A 19,891-nucleotide genomic window follows, 5' to 3' on the forward strand; every position below is an offset into this window, starting at 1 on the left:
TCCTTACAGCGCAAGTTACTGTCAACGTATTTTATTCATTCAAGATGGTGAGTTATATAAAGAAATTCATCGCGGTAGTACCCGTGAAGAATTCTATAAAGAAATTTTAGACGTGCTTGCAGACTTAGGCACACAAAAAGCGTAAGAAAGAAGGCTCATGTATGTTATTTAAACTTTCCATGTCAGGACTAAAAAGTAAGTTACAAGACTATATTGTCTTACTTGTTGGTCTTATCGTATCTATTTCTACTTTTTATATGTTTCAAACGTTATCACTAAATAAAGCGTTCCTTGAATCCAATCCACATGCTAAAACGGTTGCAATTGCATTCCAAATCGGTTCCTTTTTATTAGCGATTGTAACGTTTTTCTATATTTTATATGCAAATTCTTTCTTATTATCTCTTCGCCAAAAAGAATTTGGTATGTACATGATGTTAGGGGCAAAAAAGCATAAAGTTACCTTACTTATGTTTATCGAAACAATCGTAATAGGTGCCGCATCTCTTGCAATCGGAATCGCAGTTGGTGTAGGGCTTGCAGAAGGTATTGGTCAGTTATTAATGAAGCAGTTGGAATTCTCTGGTGAAGATTATAAAGCATTTTATATTCCATCTATGACTGTTACTTGCCTCTTTTTCTTTGCACTATTTATAGTATCAGCAATCATGAATAGTATGAAATTATCTCGTATTTCTGTATTACAACTTGTACATGCAGATGCAAAAACAGAGCGTATCGCTGTAAAAGGAAAAATGAAAGGTATAGTTGCATTTCTTGGTCTGATTTTGCTAGGTATTGGGTATGCATCACTGATCCATATAGCACATTTACAGGAAAAAGAGTTAGTAACCGTACCTAAATTCATGGGTATTGGATTAATCACAGCAACAGTCGGTACTTACATGTTATTTGGATCACTTCTCCCAGTTATGCTTAACAAGATAAAGAGTAATAAAAAACGTCGTGAAAAAGGGCTGAATGCTTTTACTTTTGCACAATTGAATTTCCGAATTAATAGCCTAACACGAGTGCTTGCAACGGTAGCAATCCTAGTGGCTCTTGGCGCTGGTGGAATTGCGAGTGGTATGGCATTTAAAAATAACGTTCTAAAGACGACTGATAAAGAAAAAGTTTACGATTCAGTCGTTCATAATCCAACAGCGGAAGAAAAGAAAATTTTGAGTGGAATCTTATTTCAAGAGAAGTTTGAATATCGCTACAAAGTAGATGATCAGTATGTGTATTATATAAAAGAAGATGTAGAGAAAAATCGTCCTTTAGCACAAGATAGTGAAGATAGGAAGATGATGAAAGTTTCAGAGGAATTTCCTAAGGATGCATTTAAATTGCCAAAACAACTGTATAAACTGTATAACGACGATACGAAAACAAAACAATGGAAAGAAGCTTTCTTCACAATCCAGCCAAGTTATATGTATCCTGATCATGAAATAAAAATTATAGACCAAAGCATATACGATAGTATGAAGGATAAAGAAAATACTGTGTTTATTGGGAAAACAGATGATTTTGGAGCACATTTAAAAGAATGGAAAAAACTTGATGAATTACAGGTAGAGAAATATAAAAATGTGAAAGCGGAAGAATTAGGTAGTACGTATCAAATGTATAATCTGAGTCATGGTATGGCCAGTGGATTCATGTTTATGGGCTTCTTCGTTGGAATTGCGTTCTTAGCAATGATGGCAAGTTGCCTAATGTTTAAAATTCTATCTGGCGCATCGAAAGACAGCACACGTTATCAAATGCTTCGTAAAATTGGTGTCCGCCGGGAGTTATTAACACAATCGATTTATAAAGAGTTATTCTTCATATTCTTAGTACCGGCAATTGTGGGTATTGCTCATATATTAGTTGGTATGAACATGTTCGGTCCGCTTTTGATTGATCCGTATTTCCGAATTTGGTTGCCACTTGTCATTTTCGTAGTGATTTACTTAATTTACTACTTGATTACAGTTCAATTGTATAAAAGAATTGTACTTCCGAAAGCAAATTAATGTAATGATATTATTTATTTTTTTGCAATGATGAATGAGGAAGAATGCTTACCATGTTTTAAATTAAAATTATATTGGCTAACGTAAAGAATACCAATCATTTACACAAGTAAATGATTGGTATTTCTCTTTAATATTGCTAAGTATTAACTACGAGCAGAATACCTTATTTCATTCTTTTTTTCCTTATAATTCGATCTTGTAATCGCTGTTGTTCTTTTATCAGTCATTCCTACATAAGCGTTGGATATGTTGCAGGTTTGTCCAGACTGAAAAGAGCTTATTAAACCATCCATTATTCGCATTCTTCTTCATATATTTGTACCACAATTATTTTTTTGTTGTTAAAACTAGTTTTTAAGAAGCATATGCTTTAGCAACTGCAGAAATTCTGTATCACTTTTATCATCTTTTATATAATCCTGTTCGTAGTTAAAAATCATTCGTACTAACATAAAAGCTGTAAGCGGTAATGGGACCTTATGCAAAGCTCCTTGCTGATAACCTTTTTCGAGTAAATTACTTATCATGTTAATTGCTTCTTCTTCAGATTGTTTAAAACAAGTTGTAATTTCAGGTGAATGGTACTCTTTATATTCTTGAAAGAGTGTAGAAACAAATGGATCTTGATGATATTCTAGGCTGATATAAAGAAGAATTTTTTGTATTCGAAGTAAAACATCTTTTTCTTCTTTATATAAATTAAATAATTGTGAGCGCTTAAGCTGAATATGACGCATATAGCAGTCGCATAATATTTCAGTTTTATCTGTATAGTAATAATAAATAGTACCTTTACCAACTTTAGCTGTCTTTGCAATTTCATCAACTGTTGTGTTACGGACACCACGCGTAGAGAACAGTATTGTGGCAGATTGAATGATTTTCATCTTTTTATTTTCTTTTTCTAATTTGATCATTGTCTACACCCTATCCTTGAAATATTTAGCGAAGTTTTCTGTCTTTACATTCTGTATCAGTTCATTTGTGATTTTGTAACACTTAATAGAAAGTCTTTTATTTGCTTCTTATAGAATAACATACACCATTCTTATTTCTAGTATATAACTATAATAGAATGCAACTTTATAACCTAGGGATAAAGTTGAAAGTTTGAGGTAATAATTTTTATAATCGGACGATGAGAATTCAAGTGAAAGGGGTCAGTGATTTCTTTCTTGAGTGAATTATTTGATTTTTTATTTAATTCATTTTAATATATAGACATGACTAAAAGATGTTTTTAGTCGGATTTTTTTACGGAAAACCGACTGATATTGGATTTTAGTCGGTTTCTATACTATTTGAGAGAAGGTAGACACTATGTGTGGAATTGCAGGGTGGATAGACTGGTCTAAAGACCTGTCTCATGAACAAGAAACGTTAAAAAAAATGACAGATGCTATCATTCACCGAGGACCTGACGCAGAGGGGCATTGGTTTTCAAAACGAGCGGCATTAGGTCATCGACGTCTCATCGTCATTGATCCTGAAGGTGGCCTTCAACCTATGCTCTATAAAGATGGAAATGATACAATTGGCCTTACGTTCAATGGAGAGATTTATAATTATCAGGAATTACGTAAAGAACTTGAGGAGAAAGGTCATGAATTTCAGACCAAGTCGGATACAGAGGTATTACTACATGCTTACTTAGAATGGCAAGAAGATTGTGTTCAACACTTAAATGGGATTTTCGCTTTTGGTATTTGGGATGAAAGATTTGGGAAATTGATGCTTGGTCGTGACCATCTAGGCGTGAAGCCTTTATTTTTCGCTCAAAGGGGAAGCGCAATTCTCTTTGGTTCAGAGTTAAAAGTTTTACTTTCGCATCCACTTGTAGATGCTGAGGTAGATAAAGAAGGACTTTCTGAAATATTCTGCCTTGGACCAACACGTACTCCTGGTCATGCTATTTTCAAGGATATACATGAAGTGCGTGCTGGCCATTATATGACGTTTACCTCTAATGGCTCGACTACGACACAGTATTGGAAACTTGAAAGTAAAAAACATGTAGATGATATTGATACAACAGTCGAGACAATCCGCTCCATTTTACAAGATACGGTTAAACGTCAGTTAATTGCTGATAAACCAGTGGTATCTATGCTTTCCGGAGGTTTAGATTCCAGTGGTTTAACAGGTTTAGCAGGAAACGAATTTGGGAATAAAGGGGAACGTCTTCATACATATTCTCTGAATTTCATCAATGATGAAAAAGACTTTGAGCAAGACTTCCTTCGTTTTGATCGTGATGAACCTTGGGTGAAACGTGTGGCTGAATATGTAGGAACAAAGCATCATTCTATAGAGTTAGGATCAGATAGTTTAATAGAGTATTTATTAACTCCAATGCGAGCGCGTGATCTACCTGGAGTTGGAGAACTAGAAACGTCTCTTTATTTGTTATTTAAGGAAATGAAAAAAGATGCAACAGTTGCACTTTCAGGCGAATCCGCAGATGAAGTATTCTCAGGATATCCATGGTTTCATCAAGAGAAGTTTCTAGATGCAGAGATATTCCCTTGGAGTGTTAATTTATGGTATAGTACAGAAATTTTATCAGAGGATTTTAAAGCGAAGATTAGCCCTGAAAAATATCAAAAACAAAAATTTGAAGATGCGGTTGCTGAGGTTCCCTTTTTAGAAGGTGAAAGTGATCTGCAAATGAAGCAACGTCAAATGTCTTACATGTTTATTACTCGTTTCTTGCCATTTATGTTAGAACGAAAAGATCGCACAAGTATGATGAATGGCTTTGAAGTACGAGTTCCATTTTGCGATTACCGGCTTGTAGAATACTTATGGAATGTCCCATTCGAAATGAAAAGCATAGACAATATTGAAAAAGGTATTTTACGTCGAGCTTTTGAAAATGTACTTCCAGAAGATGTACGTTATCGCAAAAAAAGTGCATATCCAAGCACAAAGGATGCCTCTTATCTACAAGGTATTAGTGATTGGATGTTACATGTGTTGAACAATCCTGAATCACCTATATTGCCATTAATTAATGTAGAAAGAGTTCGTGCTATTGCAGAAGGAAAAGACGAAGTAATTTCAGGTAATGATGCCCGAGGTATAATAGATTATTTACTTCAAGTTAATGGTTGGCTTCAGGAATATAATATTAAATTAGTATGGTAGATGTAATTTTCAAATAAAGAAGATAGCTGAAACATTAATGACCTAAGTGAACCGCATTCCCAATGGATTAGATAGTTATCTAATAATTGGAGATGCGGTTTTATAAAAATAATAATATGTTTATAAATGTAAAGCCTACGGGAACTTTGCCTGTGGGCTTTTTAAGTAGTTTTTACGAAATTATGAGTGTTTTTTATTTTGTATTTCAATAAGTTTATCTGGTATCATTTTTGTATAATATTCTTTTTCTGTTAGTTCAAATATAAATAATGCTTTTTTCCAGTTATAAACAACATCTTCTACATTGTGTTGTTTAATCTTTAATAAAAACCGACCTTTTAAATAGAATAGTTCACCTAATAGGTATAAAGTATTTAGATTAATTGCTAATTTGATGCCCTTATCAATGTATTTTATTGCCTCTTCATGTTGATATGTGAAGGCCAAAGATTTTGCTAAATTTAAAATGATTTTTAATTTAATTTCTTTATCCCTAGGAAAATCTAACTTATTAAAATTAGTTAAACATCTTCTTAATATAGTAATACTTTTTTCATATTCTTTATTTTCTCCATGAAATATAGCCATTGTCTGCATAATATCTATTTCTCTTTCTGATAAAAAATCAGAATTGGTTAAAGTTAGTTTTAATGCATGATTTAAAAGATCTAAAGCCGTTTTTATTGATCGCTCCACCATAAATATAGCAATTGCTTCATGCCATATTAGAAATTGTTTCTCTTCATTTGTTTGAAAGTTATTTAAGTTTTTCTCCTTTTTTACTATTTCATAAAGCTCTTTATATTGTTTTTGTTTTAAGCAATCTTTTATTACGTATTTTACATTTTCTACATATTTAATTTTTTTGTTTTGAGTTAGTGCAAATATATTATTTGGATCAATACCAAGTCTTTCAGATAATTGATATAACAATATGCTAGATGGATAAATCACACCTTTTTCGATCTTGCTAATTTGACTTTGTGAACATATTCCATGACACAATTCGGATTGTGATATGTTTTTTTTTATTCTAAGTTCTTTAATGGTAATACCCAAATCGTTAAATTCCATTTTTTCACCTACTATTTAGCACTGTATTAGTATAAGAGTTTTCTCTAACTTTTAATGTAATGTAAAATTAATATATTTACAATTATTATTTGTTTTAAAGGAATTACCGTTTCCATAGGATGGGTGAGGCTTTTATTATGTACAAAAAAAGACAACCTAAGGTGCCTTCCTCCGACTTGAACCACGTTCATTTAGTATAAACTTATCCGTATTATCCCTTTGTTATACGTGTAAATCTATGTTTAAAACGTATAATACAATTAAAAGAACTTTTTAAAATTTGAGGAGTTTATCGTGAATGGTAAAGCTCTTCATAAATATATGGGTGAGAAAACTGATGACGATTTCCCTTTTAAAATACATCATAAAATATATTTTACGATGTATTTTGTTGTATGTTGGAGAGTGGAGAGTATAGGAATATTAAATAATTGTTCAGCTTTTGAGATGCTTTGAGGGAATTTAGCACCTTACGCTAGCTTTGCTGCTTTCCTGGCCCCTTTAGCCTCCAGAAGGCCTAATCCAGTTATGTATTGGAGAAACGGTGAAGGAATAGAATCTTTAGTTGATAGTAAATTTTTATCTTAATGTGGAAGAAAAACAGTTTTGACAGGTACTCAATTATATACCTTATTCATTGGCAAGAGAGAGAAAAGATGTAAAGAATCATGAATGAAAAGGGGAGAAGATACTATATTACGACAAATGAACCCTTTGTATATGTGAAGTAGAAAAAGTAAAAAATCACCTGTAAAGGGCGGTTGAAAATTGGTCTTACTATTTATTTTTTAAAGCTCTTTTTAAGAGTTCAACTATTTGTACTAGCTATTCTATAGGAGTGAGGTTCAAAGCAGGAAAATAAATTTCGGTATTATGTGTAATGAATTCTTATTTTTCATGAACAGATAAACCACTTTGTAGGATAGCTGTAATATTGAACTACTCACCACTTAACGTCCTAACGGACTATTTGAAGTGGGAGATTCCTGCGAACACCGATGTATCCACCAGTTATCTTAGCAGGCTCTACCCGCAGTCCCTACGGTGAAAACATAAGTATCTTGTACGCTGACTCACCACACTACCTACTTTAGCTTGGTTTTCGCAATTTTGAGAAGCGTGGGGCGATAGAACGTTGAAGATTTTACGGTTGCAACGTTTTTCTGCAACCAACCTCATATCTTCAGTTTTCGAAGAGCAATCTGTACAAGTAAATGATAGCAAACATGTTGGCTTATGCCAACCGGCATTCATCTCCCAACTAAAATTGGTGTTTCACACCTTCACATTTTTGAGGAAGGAGTCTTCTGTCGGAAAACGATAAAACTACTATTTTATGGGGGGCATTTCCGAATGATCTATTACCATCAATTTAGTATTTTTTAAGTTTCCCAAAAACTGAAGTGATTACTAAAGTCTTTATAAGGAAATAAAAAGCTTTTTAATTCTTGACTAATATCTTCTAGATTCCCATATATATTATCTGCGGCTAAATTAATTTCCTCATTAAAATTATATAGCTGTTCATCTACATAACTGAATCCCTCACAGCAATTATTATGTATCAAATTAGATATAAATGGTTTTATTTTCAATACATTTTCTTCATTTAGGATAAATTTATCCCATAACAGCCCCAGTATTATTTTTACGGGTAATTTTTTATCATACGTTCCTTTTACGTTTTTTAATTTAGGTACGATGTCAACCAACTTATCATTACTAGATAGAGAAACTTCTATAATTTCAATAGAAGGGCTATCTAATGCTTCAATTGTCTGATCAGCCCAATCAATTATTTCAGTTTTTGAAAATAAACCAATTTGTAACCCTATACTCAGAACCTCAGCTATTATTTTTATATTATCCATATATGTAACTCCTTAGATTTTCTGATAATTATACATCGCAGTAACCTAAATTTCAAAAGGTTGTTGCTAATATGCAGTAACTAAAGGGATTTTTAAACCTATGATATCTCCACATTGTTATCAAGCTAAAAAATAAAATCTCTCCTAAAACGAAAAAAAGATGAACAAAATAATAAAAAGGCTCATTTCTATTTCTTTTTTAGTTTCTATTCCTTAGTAAAAGAACTTAGTAGATGAAAAGATTAGATTGCACAATTAATTGGGAGATAAGTACAAGTAACTTTGAACAATATTAAGTTCACTATTTTTATGGTGCTCCTTTTTCTATAACGGTAAGTTCAATTTATGTTTCTATTAAATAAAAAATACATCCCTATAGGGATGTATTTTTTATTAATAATAATGTTATAAATTATTCTACATGAACAGATATACTTTTAGATAATACTTGCATTGAGAAAGGAACTCTAGCTTCAAAAGCTATAGTGTTTGTTGAATTTGATGTGTTTGAGAAGATGTAAGAATCCTTGATACGTAATCTAAATGTTTTTTCAGATCCGAATGGACCAGTATAAGAACTGACTTCGTCTAAAGAACTTCCCGCATATCTAACACCATTAACAGTTAAAGCCTCAGAATATGAATCCGGTGTGCCTACTTCACTAACTTTTACATAAAGGTAATCGCCCTTAAGAACAGGAATAGATAAGTAAGAACTTGCACTATACATTTTGTTATTATCGCCTACAGCACTAATGCTTACACTTCGTAGTGGAGAAGAATCCGCCTTTGAAACAGATGGTAAAAATGCTAGTGTAAGTGCAAAACACATAGCTAAAATGCTCATAAATTTCTTCATATTAACAACCCCTTAGGTATTTATTTAACATCCTGTATTTTACAGGTGAAAAATGTAAATTTCAATATCTTTATATAAGGAATAATTATGTAATTATGCATATTTAATATAAATCGCACGAAAACTCGGATACATAAATAGCTAAAAAAAAAGGAGGTTTCTTTCGAGGGTAGGGGGCCTCTTTGCTCTTGGTACTGATAAAGAGACTTTATACTCACCTGATATGTATAGAGTATACAACCAAAATCGAACAACAAATAGCTTCTTTTAAATGGTAAAATAGGGAAAAGGGGGTCTTGTATAATGCCTTTGGAAAACTCTATTTATTACATTGCAGTTGCTATTATATTAATGATCATCGGTGCATTGCTTGGGGGGATTATACGTATAATTCGATATTCTAGTAATCACAAAAAGCAAGATTCAGTTGAGCAAAAGTTAGATAAAGTTATTCAACTGTTAGAAAAACAAAACAAAGATTGACCTTACTCAAAATAGAATTAGTTTGCAATAGCTCCTAATAACGAAAATCATGTAAATGAGTTGTCCATATGGACGGCTCATTTTATTTTTTCTCAGTGTAAGTTTTCTTCGAAATGCTGGCGGTACCCCATCACCATCAAGCTAATAAAAACAAATACCCCAAAACCAGAAAATTAACATCTACAGTTGAAAATCTACAATTTTTCTGTTTTAAATTCTATAAAATTTTAGCCAAATAGTGATGTGGCGATACTCCAAATTGCAAATACCTGATGAGTATAAGCATTTCTATAACTCTACTAATGTATGTTTATATCTATAATAGAAAAAGCTCTCACAATTGATGTGAGAGCCTTATAACCGAATTATACTATTTCATTCTACTTTCAATCTCATCCCTAGAATTGTACAATTCGTTAATCTGTTGGCGCTTCTTATCGTTCAAATAAGGGTTGTCCTTCTCTGTTTGATTCTGCTCTGTTTGCTCCTGGTGCAATGGTTTATATGGATGGCGCTCTTCTTCTCTTATTCCGTTGTAGATGATGACACCTAAAACAACAACTATAAGCCCTAATAAGATCATGAATTCTTTTAATGTCTGCTTACTCATCTCTGTTTGCTCCGCTCCTTGTGTTAAAGTCTCTCTAGTTGTCCTTCAGCTTCCCATTTACTTTCTACAGGCTATTTACCAATTTTATAATCGTTATTATATCACAATAAATTAATATATGGTTGGAAAGTATTGAGTATCATAGTAAAACCGCTCGAATATAAAATTATTCAAAATGCAAAGTCTGTTTTATTAAAAACAAATGCAATCACATATGCTGTAAAAAAAGATTTATGATGTTTAAATCTAATTTTTTTACTATCCATAAAGAAAAAAAGGCGTTATCCTTGCTGTATCATTATAGGAAAGGATATCGTATTTTCATATTTGTAGGCTGGTTTTAGATACAAAAAATAATAGAAATATAAAAAAATAGATATTAGCAATCTATATATTACTTAATGTAATATATAGATTGCATTTAATTTAATAATAGTATAATATATAGAATATAAGATTTATGGTATGAAGTTTATTTTTACAAATGAGGTGTATTTAATGTCTGTAAGTAAAATAAAAATTGCAAGAATAGAAAAAGGTCTGACCCAACAAGAGTTAGCCGATATTGTGAACGTTACACGACAAACCATTAGTCTTATTGAAAGTAATAAATATAACCCTTCTTTAAAACTTTGCATTCATATAGCTAAAACATTAGATAAAACCTTAGATAAATTATTTTGGGAGGAACTTTAAAATGGAAAAACTAAAAAAATGGTTTTCACTCAGTACACACTCAGATGAAAGAATTCAACAAATCGAAATGAAGATTTGGGCTCAATCTGGAATTGTTGTCCTGCTTATAGCTTTTGCTGATTTTATAATAAGAGGAGCATATCTACACCGTCCATTTCTAGAATGGGCTGCTTCATTAGCCATTATAATTTTTTATATGATATTCTTTTTTATTAAATCTATTCTGACTGGTGTTTATGAAACAGATATTAATAATAAAGAACAATTAAATGAAAAGTTAAAAGAAAAAATGAGTAATACCTTTATTTTATGTTTTGTCGCAATAGGTGCTACCACATACAAATATAACTTACCTGAAGATTTCGTTGGATGGTTATCAGTAATAGCAAGATTTATTATACTTTTCGCTGTCCTATTTGGTATTCAATATCTTATTACAGTATTAGCATGGAAGAAATCAAATAAAATTTAATAAGTATAGACAAAAAAGCTTATCTTTTAGCACTTAATGATAAGCTTTTTATTATTTTTTCATCTTTTTTCGTTTGGGTGTACAATGAATTTCTTGGCTTGATAGCGATGGGATAGAACCACATCGCCATCAAGCGGAAGTTTTATAATACTCCAGAACAAAATTTCGTGCTAACTTGTAACAAAAAAACATGTGAAATTGCCCATAGATAACTATCTTATAGTAATTACATAAACTAGTGTGTAATATAATAATATAAAGATATTACATTTAAAGGGGGATTCAAATTGGTTAAAAACTTACCTTTACTAATAGTGATTTTACTACTTGGTATAAGTTCTTCTACGTTAAGTACGAATGGATACTTTTCTCCAGTTATAGAAGGGTCTTTAATGATTATAAGTATTATTTTAAACATTGCTGCAGTGATAGGTTTATCACTACACGTTCTTGTATACCAACCTATGAAAAGATTTGAAAGAAATTTAAAAGAAACATGTAAATAAAATAATTATATTTGAGGTAACACCCCATCGTTATCGAGCTAAAAAATGTATCCATAAAAAGAAAAAATACGCTATTCTTTCTGTAGAATCATAGGAAAGGATGGCGTATTTTATTTTAGGATGTATTTTGTTCTGTTAGCTTGATGGTGATGTGGGGGAGAGGCACATAGAGTATGAGTTAGTAAAAATTTAAAGTAAAGTAAGAAAGCAATTACTAGGAAGTGGATTTGAAGCTGGGCATGAAAGGTTAGCTTTTTGCTTATCTGGATTTTATGGGATGTATAAGTTAAGAGTAAAAGGTGTAAAGGTGATATAATAATCTTATTAATAAAATGGGGTTTTAATATGGAAAATAAAAAATCAGCGGAATTTTTATTGAATTATTCTTGGGAAGGAAAAACAAAAGGAAAAATAATTTTAGAAATGGAATGACCTGATTATGAACAAGATTATTTAGACGATGCAATGAATGAATTAGGACCAAAAGAAAAATATTATGGTATGGATCTAGATAGTTATTTTGTTTTAAGAATGGCTATGGATGAAGATGATGTTGGCCCATTAAATGATGATGATATTATATATAAAAATTAAATATAGTTAGGGGAATTATTGATGGCAGAGTATAATTTTTGAGATATTGTAAGGGTATTTTATCCGTATGTACCAAAAGTGAAAAAACTCTAAATTCAATACTTATGAAGTTTAGAAAGGCTAAAAGAGTTAGTCTTTTTTTATTTTTTAATTTTACAATTTTATATTTATATAAAATTGTAAAATTGTTATAATAAATATTATTAATATAATGGGGGTTTTGACATGGAAAATAATAAAATAGAAAACAAAAAATCAAGTGCTTTTTTATCTAACTATTCATGGAAAGGGAGGGATAGAAAACAAATTATTGAGGAAATGGAGCTTGAAGATTATGAACAAAAATATTTGGATCAAGCAATGAAGGAATTAATACAAGAAGAAAAATATTCTGGTTTCGAATTAGATAAGAGAATTATGTTACTATTTGAAATGAATGAAGAAGATGATGATGGATTTGATGAAAATGATGCTGAATATATGGGTAAAGAAGTAGGTGAATAAAATAGAAAGATTTAAATCCGGTGATATAATAATCTTATTAATAAAATGGGGGTTTTGACATGGAAAATAATAAAATAGAAAACAAGAAATCAATTGATTTTTTATTGAATTATTCATGGAGAGGGAAAGATAGAGAACAAATTATTAAGGAAATGGAACTTGAAGATTACGAACAAAAATATCTAGATCAAGCAATTAAAGAATTAGCAGCTGAAGGAAAATATACTGGATACGATCTGGATAGAAGAATTCTTTTATTAATTGATATGCATGAAGATGAAGATGATTTTGATGAAGATGATGTTGTTTATATCAGATAAAGGGATAGGTGAATAAAATGGAAATATATAATTCAGGAGATATTGTAAGGGTATTTTATCCTTTTAAATCAAAAGCATTAAGTAATGACAATGAGGAGCCGGTAGGAAAAAGAAGATTCGGTCTTATTATAAACGCTGGGAATAACAGAACCCTAGCTTTACCTATTCTTCAAATAACTTCGCATGGAGGTAGAACAGAGCAAACTAATTATAAGTTGAGAGCAGATGAAATTAAAGTTCCAGAAAGTGTTACATATTACAAACGTTCAGCTCAAGGAAAAGTTTCTGTATATGGAGTGATCAAAACCGAAAGAATTGAGTTTTTTGATGATGATGAAATATCAAGGCCATTAACTAGCGTAGGTTTAGATACAAAGATTGCCGTACTTAAAAATTACAAAGATCTTTTGAAAAAGAGGAACTTTGTAGAAGTGTTAAATGAAGAATCACCAGGTCATATGGAAGCAATGGAATGTTTTGAACGTGCGATTATCGCTGAAAAGTTAAGCTTTTTAACTACAGATCTAGGGGAATGTAAATATGAACATATGGAAGATAAAATACTTAAAGTAAATAAAATACAACCATTAGGAAAATCAGATACAAAAAAAAGAGTCCATTTCTACGCTGTTGAATTAACAGATGAAGAAAACATGGATTCTTTTTTTATAGCATTGCTACAATGAAGCAGCCTAAACAGGTTGCCAGAGAATGGGGAAAGCCAAAAACAGCTGTTGATTGGTTAAAAGAAGATGAAAGGTTTTATAATCTACAAAAGGATATTAGTAAGGTGTTTAAAGAGCCACCAAATCCACACCCTAATAAATATAAAGCTTTTTCTTTATTCCGCAAAAATACGTTAGAAAATGCTATGGAAAGATAAAAGGAATCTAATACTAAATTAAGTCTAGAGCAACTAATAGAGTTGATCTTTTTTTATTATTTATTTTTTAAAAGGAGTTGTAGAGTTGCTTCTCATAGATGTTTCACCGTATATGTTTTATTGCAGCATCATATTATTTGTGCTGTTGACGCTTTATAAGGTAATGCAAAAGCGTAAAGTGAAAAATATATTCTTAAAGTCAGCGATCAGAGACATTGATCAAATGGATGGACGACAATTTGAATTCTTTCTTGAGGCTATATTTACAAAGCTGGGATATAAGGCAGCTGTCACGAACGGTAGTCATGATTTTGGGGCAGATCTAATATTTGAAGGAGAAAATAGAGTTGTTATTCAAGCGAAAGATATGGTTTTAAGAACAGAGTAGGAATTAAAGCTATACAAGAAATTTATGCAGCTAAAGCCTTCTATAAAGCTAATGAAGCATGGGTAATCACAAATAGTACATATATATCATGTAACTCGTACACTTGGCCAGGTTGTAATTGATTCATGATGTCTTCTAAATGAATTTGTATATATACCGGTTTAAATTGAGCAGGTTTTGTTTTAAATACCACTTTTTCGAATTCTTTTCTATATATTTTAGTTGGTAATTTAAGACGTGATAAATAATATCCTTGCTTATCTTGGATAGACTTAAAGTCTTGTAAACGAAAATATCCTAAGTCACGAATATATAGTTCATTCTTTTGTATCATGCCTGTTCGAGTTGCACCATACGCCTGATCACTTCGCTTTCCTGGTTCAATTTTTATATCAGAAAATTCTCCACTCAATAAGTCATACTCTAATTGAATTTTTACACCAGCATTTTGACCACTTCCTCCTGAACCTTTGTATGTAGAAACGAATTTATCCGGAATCTGAAAATGTGTAGAATCCAATACACGAATACTCCTAAAATAGTTTGTATACAAAGTTGGAATCTTGCTAGAAGAACAAAATTGTTGGTGAAGTAAATGTGCTAAGAGTTGCTGTAGAAACTGTACAGCCTGGGAATTAAAGCGTTGATTGAGTCCTTCTGGACTCATAGAAATACCTGTGTTAGCTTCTAATCGACTACATAATTGTACCAATGAAGTATGGGCTATATTTTGATTTAACCAAATACATAGAGCCACTAAATCTTGTGCACGGTATTTACTTTTTCGTTTCACAAATCCTACATTTTTAGCTAATTGCTCTAAAGCATTAGGTGACATATATCGTTGCAATTCTTTAGAAAACAATTCTAATTCATCAGACATCGATAAATTCATACTAAAACGCCATCCTTTCCTATGATTCTATAGAAAGAATAGCGTATTTTTTCATTTTAGGGGGAATTTTATTTTATTAGCTTGATAGCGATACCCCATTAAAAAGACACCCAAAGGTGCCTTCCTCCGACATGAACTATCCTGTATTACTGCGGTGACGATTAATACATTAAATTATAAAAATAATTTGTTATACTTCCATGTACCCTAGCTGATATAATGTATAAGGCAATTATTGGTTAATTAAAGGTACATATATATTAGGAGGTACATAAGTCATGGAGCTAATAATTTCTTCATTTGTATTAGTGGTAATATTCTTTATTCTTTCGATATCTTTAAGTGGTAAAGGTCAGCGAATAGCAAAAGAAGTTTTAAAAGAGCTTATTAATGGTCCTGAGGGGAAAATGTTGGTAGGTTTTTTTGGATCTGCAGCAGTTACAGGAGTAATTTTTGTCATTTGGCTTTTATTGAACTAGGCATTCCAGTTACTCAGGCTGATACAAGGTGCAAGAAAATTACTGGATAATTAAAGGCACATATATATTAGGGAGGTACATAAGTAATGATAGAAATAATCGCGGCATTAGTTTCACTAGTCGTACATTTTATTAGTTATCTCTTTTCAACAGGAGAAGACAAGAAAAAGGCAAAAGCAGATTTAAAAGAAGTTGTTAATGGCACTCATGGGAAAATATTGGTAGGATTTTTCGGAGGTGCGGCAGTTACAGGAATATTTGTAGTCATTTGGCTTTTATCAGAGTAAACTTTTCAGGTATTTTAGCTTATATAACGTATAGTGCAGTTATTTGTTAATTAAGAAGAAAAGAATTAGAGAAAACAAGATATTAAATAATATATAAGGATCTCGCCATTTCTGTTGGATGGTGAGTTTTTTAATGTAAAAAGGCCTACTGTATTTCTATAAAAGTATGTATCTGAGTTGGTAGTTTTCGCAAATCACTTTGACTCATTAATTATCATCATTATAAAATAATATAAGGATATATTTTACTAGCAGTTATATGTTTAGGTATATCCCTTTTGTAATTATAAAGAAGAAATTCAAGTTAAGACTGAAACAATAAGTTAGGAAAACTAAACTGACGTAGCAGACAATGCAAAAATACATGAAGGTCTGTCTATTGTTGAAGAAAAGAATTACTAAAAGAAAAAGGGGATAAGTTTAAAATGAATATTAATAAATCATTTAAGGGTATCGCAATAGCAGGCTTAAGTGTTAGTTTCATGCTAGTAGGTTGTACATTAAATACATATGGACTTACACAGTCAGAGTATAGAAAAGTAGATAAGTATTATGATGCAGATAAAATGGTATCTGACCTAAAGAAATTGCACTATAGTGATGAACACATTGAAAACCAACTAAGAAACGCATTGTCTAGAATTGAGTATGAAAAGGGAAGTAAGGAAGAAGAATTAAGTAGTAAAGAAAGTAAATCAAATGTATCAGACACGGAAGGTGAAAAGAAGGTAAAGGTATCTGAAAAAGATTACCCTTATCGTCTGACTGAACTGCACTTAGAATTCCAGTATCATTTAAAAAAACTAGAAAAGAAAACTGATGAATTATTTACAGAAAAGGGTGTCTACATAGGTGAGATAGATTCTTTAATTAGTCACATTAGTTTGGATATAAACCGTTTTGAAAAAATCAAGCCACCTAAAAAGTATGAAGACTACCAATTCTTAATACAAGAAGGGGTAGAAGAGATTAGAAAACACCTAATAAAAGTAGAAGATGCAGTTAGACAGTATGATGACCGTAAGTATGATGGTGAATATAATAAGGATAAAGCAAAAGAAATCATACAAACCGGTATGTTTGGGATAGATGATGGTGTTTCTAAATGGGAGACAGTATTTAAGGGGATAAACGAGAAATACCCTGATATAGAGCAAGAAGTAAAGGAAGAGAACCAGAAACATGCGAAAGAGGGTCATCGTGAGGATGATTTAAATGAAAAAGTTAGTGGTTCAGAAGTTGATAAATACAAAGCAGCCATCGTAGAAAATACAAATAAGATGGATGAAGTTATCAGACTGATACAAGATATTGGACATTCAGATGTAAAGGATTATGAGTCAAAGAAAAGTGAAATCCAACTGAGTTTGGATATGGCAAAAATACACGTAAGAGACATAAAATACCTTGAGGCACCTAAAGAGTTAGAAGTTGAACAAGAAAAGATAAAACAGGCAATGGATAATTACTGGGATGCTCTGCGATTACTTTCAGAAGCATTAGGAGAACAAAATGATAGTAAGTTGGAACAGGCAAATAATAAAGCAGAACAGGCAATGAAACTATTTAAAAAAGCAACTGAGAGTATTAAAAGTAAAACGAACTAATCATGAAAAGGGGCATATGGCGGTAGCCCTATTGCAAATTAACAAATAAAAAAGATAAGATCAGGGAGTAGGATCTTATCTTTTCGCAAAGAGAAATATATTGCAAGATATCTTATTATTCAATATCTTGTTTCCTCTAATGCTTTTTTTCTTGGTTTAACATCTATTGCGTCATAATCATATAACCAAAAATTATTACTGAAATTACAAGTCCTATAGCAGCACCCAATAACACTTGTCCATTAGTACCTGCACACAATTCTTTTAAATCTGCTTTTGCTTTTTTCTTATCTTCTCCTGTTGAAAAGAGATAAAAAATAGAATGTGCAACTAGTGAAAATAGTGCCGCGATTATCTCTATCATTACTTATGTCCCCTCTACTATATGTTTACTATTAATTGATCAATAATTGCTTTATACAATTATATCAGCTAGGGTACATGGAATTATAATAAATCATTTATATAACTTGTTTTTAAAATATACGTATTAAAAAAATTTACCTAATAATTCCTTGGCGTACGAAATTCTTGTTTTGTTGGGAGGACCCCATCGCTATCAAGCTAAAATTTTATAGTATCCCCCAGAACGAAATTTGGTGTTAACTTATAACAAAAAAGCATATTTTTTCGTTTTAGGGTTGACCTGTTTTCTAAACTTGATTGTCATGTGGCGGTACCCTATCACTATCGATTTCAAAGAATGACTGCAACGTTTTATGCAAATATTAATTTGTTTTGATTGAAAATAGATTATAAAATTAATATTTAAATATAAAGAATTTGAATATTAATATGTTATCATTTAAATGATTCAAATATGTAGTACAAAGTCAATATTTGTAGCTGAGTTCGTTTATACATATGAAAGAATTAAATTATGAAAAGGCGGTATTTATTATGAAAGCAATTAAATTAGCAGGTTTAACAATTGCAGCAGGTTTATTATTGGCAGCGTGTGGTACTGAAGAAGCGAAAATAGAGCAAGATGTGAAGAAAGAGGAACAAAAAGAAAAAGTTAAAGCATTTCAGGCAGAAAAGCAACAAGAAGATAGGAAAGTAACTGCGCAACAATCGACGGATACGTCAAAACAGCATGAAAATGTAGTAAAAGAAACAGTTAAAGAAGAACAAAAAGCAGAGTCAACGCCTGTTGAACAACCGAAAGTCAGCGGGTTAAATGAGGCACAAGCAAAAGAAAAAGTGGAACAATCGATGACAGCACAAGGCCAGGGAGCGCGTAATAAAGATGTGAAATTAAGCCGATTAGGCATCGAAACGGCGAAGGATGGAATAAAGGTGGCTGCACAGGCGCAAGACGTCCATATTGAAGCAAAAGACAGTCTAACTCGAATTGTTGTTATCGTTCCAGCTGGAACAACGAAAGAACGAGCGCAACAAGTAGGCGACATAGCAGCGCGCCAGGTGGCAAGTTTTGGGGCAATGGGATTAAATGTAGATTTGAAAGCACCATCAAAAGACTATTTAGGGGAATATTGGGAAAATTTTTCTGGTGATATCGGTATCTATGACAGTAACAAAAAACAATTAGTACGTGGATATATTTCCAAGTTAAATCCAGCAAAAATTAAATGGTAAGAAAAACAAGGTCCCTACACAATGTGTGGGGATTTTTCCATAAAAAAACTTAAGGGGTCTTCCGACGATTCGAATTATCGTATAGTAATGCATATTAATTAATATGCATTACTATACAAATAATTTATTATACTTCCATGTATTCTAGCTGATATAATGTGTAAGGGAATTATTGGTTAATTAGTAATACATATATGTTATATTAAGGGGATACATAAGTAATGTTAGATGCTATTTTGGCAGTTGTAGAAATACTCTTCGTTTTTTTTTGCATTTATAATAGCTTTATTTGCTTATCTCTTTTCAACAGGAGAAGAAAAGCGACAAGCAAAAGAGGATTTAAAGGAGCTTTCTAAAACTGCTCTTATCCCATTTGTAGTGTTTGTAATCGTAATATTATTTTTTGTTATTAAGATGGTTGATCATGATAATAAAGTTGAACCAGAACAACAAAGGCTACATGAAGAGAACTACCAACGTTACAGCCCTTCCCGAACGAGAAAGCCCCTCGCCTTTAGGCATGGGATGAAAGTGAGGTTGGATAAGGAGTGCACTAAAAACCGCAAGGTTTGTGGCACTCTAAGTATCCA

The 19,891-nt window shown here is 31.7% G+C and carries 21 protein-coding genes and 3 pseudogenes; 17 read left to right on the plus strand and 7 right to left on the minus strand.

Translation table 11 applies throughout. The annotated features are described in order from the left end of the window. Together MR170_RS24590 and MR170_RS24595 are read left to right on the plus strand one after the other, a co-directional pair. Positions 1–145, plus strand: a pseudogene (locus MR170_RS24590) (bacitracin ABC transporter ATP-binding protein); the annotation flags it as partial. 16 nt (positions 146–161) lie between these two features. Next, a complete protein-coding gene (locus tag MR170_RS24595) occupies positions 162–2,024 on the plus strand; it encodes an FtsX-like permease family protein (protein ID WP_242309670.1) in 1,863 nt (620 codons plus the stop codon). Between the two features lie 350 nt (positions 2,025–2,374). On the opposite strand, the gene MR170_RS24600 is transcribed toward MR170_RS24595, so the two are convergent. Further along, positions 2,375–2,944: a TetR/AcrR family transcriptional regulator gene (locus MR170_RS24600; RefSeq protein WP_242309672.1), complete on the minus strand. Its 570-nt coding sequence runs from the start codon at positions 2,942–2,944 to the stop codon at positions 2,375–2,377. Positions 2,945–3,347: 403 nt separating this feature from the next. Here MR170_RS24600 and asnB point away from each other — a divergent pair, with 403 nt between their 5' ends. Continuing rightward, positions 3,348–5,174, plus strand: coding sequence for an asparagine synthase (glutamine-hydrolyzing) (gene asnB, locus MR170_RS24605; protein ID WP_242309674.1), 1,827 nt, complete (start codon positions 3,348–3,350; stop codon positions 5,172–5,174). A gap of 180 nt (positions 5,175–5,354) precedes the next feature. On the opposite strand, the gene MR170_RS24610 is transcribed toward asnB, so the two are convergent. From MR170_RS24610 to MR170_RS24620, 3 genes are all read right to left on the minus strand, one after another. Continuing rightward, positions 5,355–6,248: a helix-turn-helix domain-containing protein gene (locus MR170_RS24610; protein ID WP_242309676.1), complete on the minus strand. Its 894-nt coding sequence runs from the start codon at positions 6,246–6,248 to the stop codon at positions 5,355–5,357. Between the two features lie 1,382 nt (positions 6,249–7,630). Beyond that, positions 7,631–8,119 carry a hypothetical protein gene (locus tag MR170_RS24615; RefSeq protein WP_199670603.1) on the minus strand — a complete coding sequence of 163 codons (489 nt, stop codon included), beginning with the start codon at positions 8,117–8,119 and terminating at the stop codon, positions 7,631–7,633. A gap of 412 nt (positions 8,120–8,531) precedes the next feature. Further along, the gene (locus tag MR170_RS24620; RefSeq protein WP_098295942.1) at positions 8,532–8,978 is read right to left on the minus strand and encodes a hypothetical protein; all 447 of its coding nucleotides are present in this window, start codon (positions 8,976–8,978) and stop codon (positions 8,532–8,534) included. A 303-nt stretch (positions 8,979–9,281) separates the two neighbouring features. On the opposite strand from MR170_RS24620, the gene MR170_RS24625 reads away from it, so the two are divergent. Continuing rightward, a complete protein-coding gene (locus MR170_RS24625; protein WP_242309678.1) occupies positions 9,282–9,461 on the plus strand; it encodes a DUF4083 family protein in 180 nt (59 codons plus the stop codon). Between the two features lie 370 nt (positions 9,462–9,831). Here MR170_RS24625 and MR170_RS24630 read toward each other — a convergent pair whose 3' ends face one another. After that, positions 9,832–10,071, minus strand: coding sequence for a hypothetical protein (locus MR170_RS24630; protein ID WP_242309680.1), 240 nt, complete (start codon positions 10,069–10,071; stop codon positions 9,832–9,834). 498 nt (positions 10,072–10,569) lie between these two features. Here MR170_RS24630 and MR170_RS24635 point away from each other — a divergent pair, with 498 nt between their 5' ends. The 9 genes and pseudogenes from MR170_RS24635 to MR170_RS24670 form a co-directional block, all read left to right on the plus strand. After that, complete coding sequence (locus tag MR170_RS24635; RefSeq protein ID WP_227601712.1) at positions 10,570–10,767, plus strand: helix-turn-helix transcriptional regulator; 198 nt, start codon at positions 10,570–10,572, stop codon at positions 10,765–10,767. Between the two features lies 1 nt (position 10,768). Then, positions 10,769–11,239: a DUF6773 family protein gene (locus tag MR170_RS24640; RefSeq protein WP_242309682.1), complete on the plus strand. Its 471-nt coding sequence runs from the start codon at positions 10,769–10,771 to the stop codon at positions 11,237–11,239. A 287-nt stretch (positions 11,240–11,526) separates the two neighbouring features. Next, complete coding sequence (locus tag MR170_RS24645; RefSeq protein WP_242309684.1) at positions 11,527–11,745, plus strand: hypothetical protein; 219 nt, start codon at positions 11,527–11,529, stop codon at positions 11,743–11,745. Positions 11,746–12,210: 465 nt separating this feature from the next. Continuing rightward, positions 12,211–12,339: a hypothetical protein gene (locus tag MR170_RS32325; RefSeq protein ID WP_257131493.1), complete on the plus strand. Its 129-nt coding sequence runs from the start codon at positions 12,211–12,213 to the stop codon at positions 12,337–12,339. A 225-nt stretch (positions 12,340–12,564) separates the two neighbouring features. Beyond that, positions 12,565–12,843, plus strand: a complete 279-nt coding sequence (locus tag MR170_RS24650; RefSeq protein WP_242309686.1) for a hypothetical protein — start codon at positions 12,565–12,567, stop codon at positions 12,841–12,843. Positions 12,844–12,902: 59 nt separating this feature from the next. After that, positions 12,903–13,163, plus strand: coding sequence for a hypothetical protein (locus MR170_RS24655; RefSeq protein WP_242309688.1), 261 nt, complete (start codon positions 12,903–12,905; stop codon positions 13,161–13,163). 17 nt (positions 13,164–13,180) lie between these two features. After that, the gene (locus tag MR170_RS24660; RefSeq protein WP_242309690.1) at positions 13,181–13,849 is read left to right on the plus strand and encodes a hypothetical protein; all 669 of its coding nucleotides are present in this window, start codon (positions 13,181–13,183) and stop codon (positions 13,847–13,849) included. Then, positions 13,846–14,046, plus strand: coding sequence for a hypothetical protein (locus MR170_RS24665; RefSeq protein ID WP_239697135.1), 201 nt, complete (start codon positions 13,846–13,848; stop codon positions 14,044–14,046). The genes MR170_RS24660 and MR170_RS24665 overlap by 4 nt, the downstream gene beginning before the upstream one ends. A gap of 85 nt (positions 14,047–14,131) precedes the next feature. Further along, positions 14,132–14,517: pseudogene (locus MR170_RS24670) on the plus strand (restriction endonuclease); the annotation flags it as partial. On the opposite strand, the pseudogene MR170_RS24675 reads toward MR170_RS24670, so the two are convergent. Beyond that, positions 14,511–15,329, minus strand: a pseudogene (locus tag MR170_RS24675) (IS4 family transposase); the annotation flags it as partial. The pseudogenes MR170_RS24670 and MR170_RS24675 sit on opposite strands and share 7 nt — an antisense overlap. 278 nt (positions 15,330–15,607) lie before the next feature. On the opposite strand from MR170_RS24675, the gene MR170_RS24680 reads away from it, so the two are divergent. The 3 genes from MR170_RS24680 (at position 15,608) to MR170_RS24690 (ending at position 17,702) form a co-directional block, all read left to right on the plus strand. Beyond that, positions 15,608–15,808 carry a hypothetical protein gene (locus MR170_RS24680; RefSeq protein ID WP_000420164.1) on the plus strand — a complete coding sequence of 67 codons (201 nt, stop codon included), beginning with the start codon at positions 15,608–15,610 and terminating at the stop codon, positions 15,806–15,808. 86 nt (positions 15,809–15,894) lie between these two features. After that, positions 15,895–16,095, plus strand: coding sequence for a hypothetical protein (locus tag MR170_RS24685; RefSeq protein ID WP_000569753.1), 201 nt, complete (start codon positions 15,895–15,897; stop codon positions 16,093–16,095). 425 nt (positions 16,096–16,520) lie between these two features. Further along, entirely contained in the window at positions 16,521–17,702 is a 1,182-nt protein-coding gene (locus tag MR170_RS24690; RefSeq protein ID WP_242309692.1) for a DUF7018 domain-containing (lipo)protein, read from the plus strand. A gap of 163 nt (positions 17,703–17,865) precedes the next feature. Here MR170_RS24690 and MR170_RS24695 read toward each other — a convergent pair whose 3' ends face one another. Further along, positions 17,866–18,066 carry a hypothetical protein gene (locus MR170_RS24695; protein ID WP_105433573.1) on the minus strand — a complete coding sequence of 67 codons (201 nt, stop codon included), beginning with the start codon at positions 18,064–18,066 and terminating at the stop codon, positions 17,866–17,868. Between the two features lie 500 nt (positions 18,067–18,566). Between MR170_RS24695 and MR170_RS24700 the strand changes: the two genes are divergently transcribed. Beyond that, entirely contained in the window at positions 18,567–19,301 is a 735-nt protein-coding gene (locus tag MR170_RS24700) for a DUF874 domain-containing protein (RefSeq protein ID WP_098353492.1), read from the plus strand. Positions 19,302–19,891 lie beyond the last annotated feature (590 nt).

Source organism: Bacillus cereus group sp. BfR-BA-01524, assembly GCF_022662595.1.
GTDB lineage: Bacteria > Bacillota > Bacilli > Bacillales > Bacillaceae_G > Bacillus_A > Bacillus_A thuringiensis_S.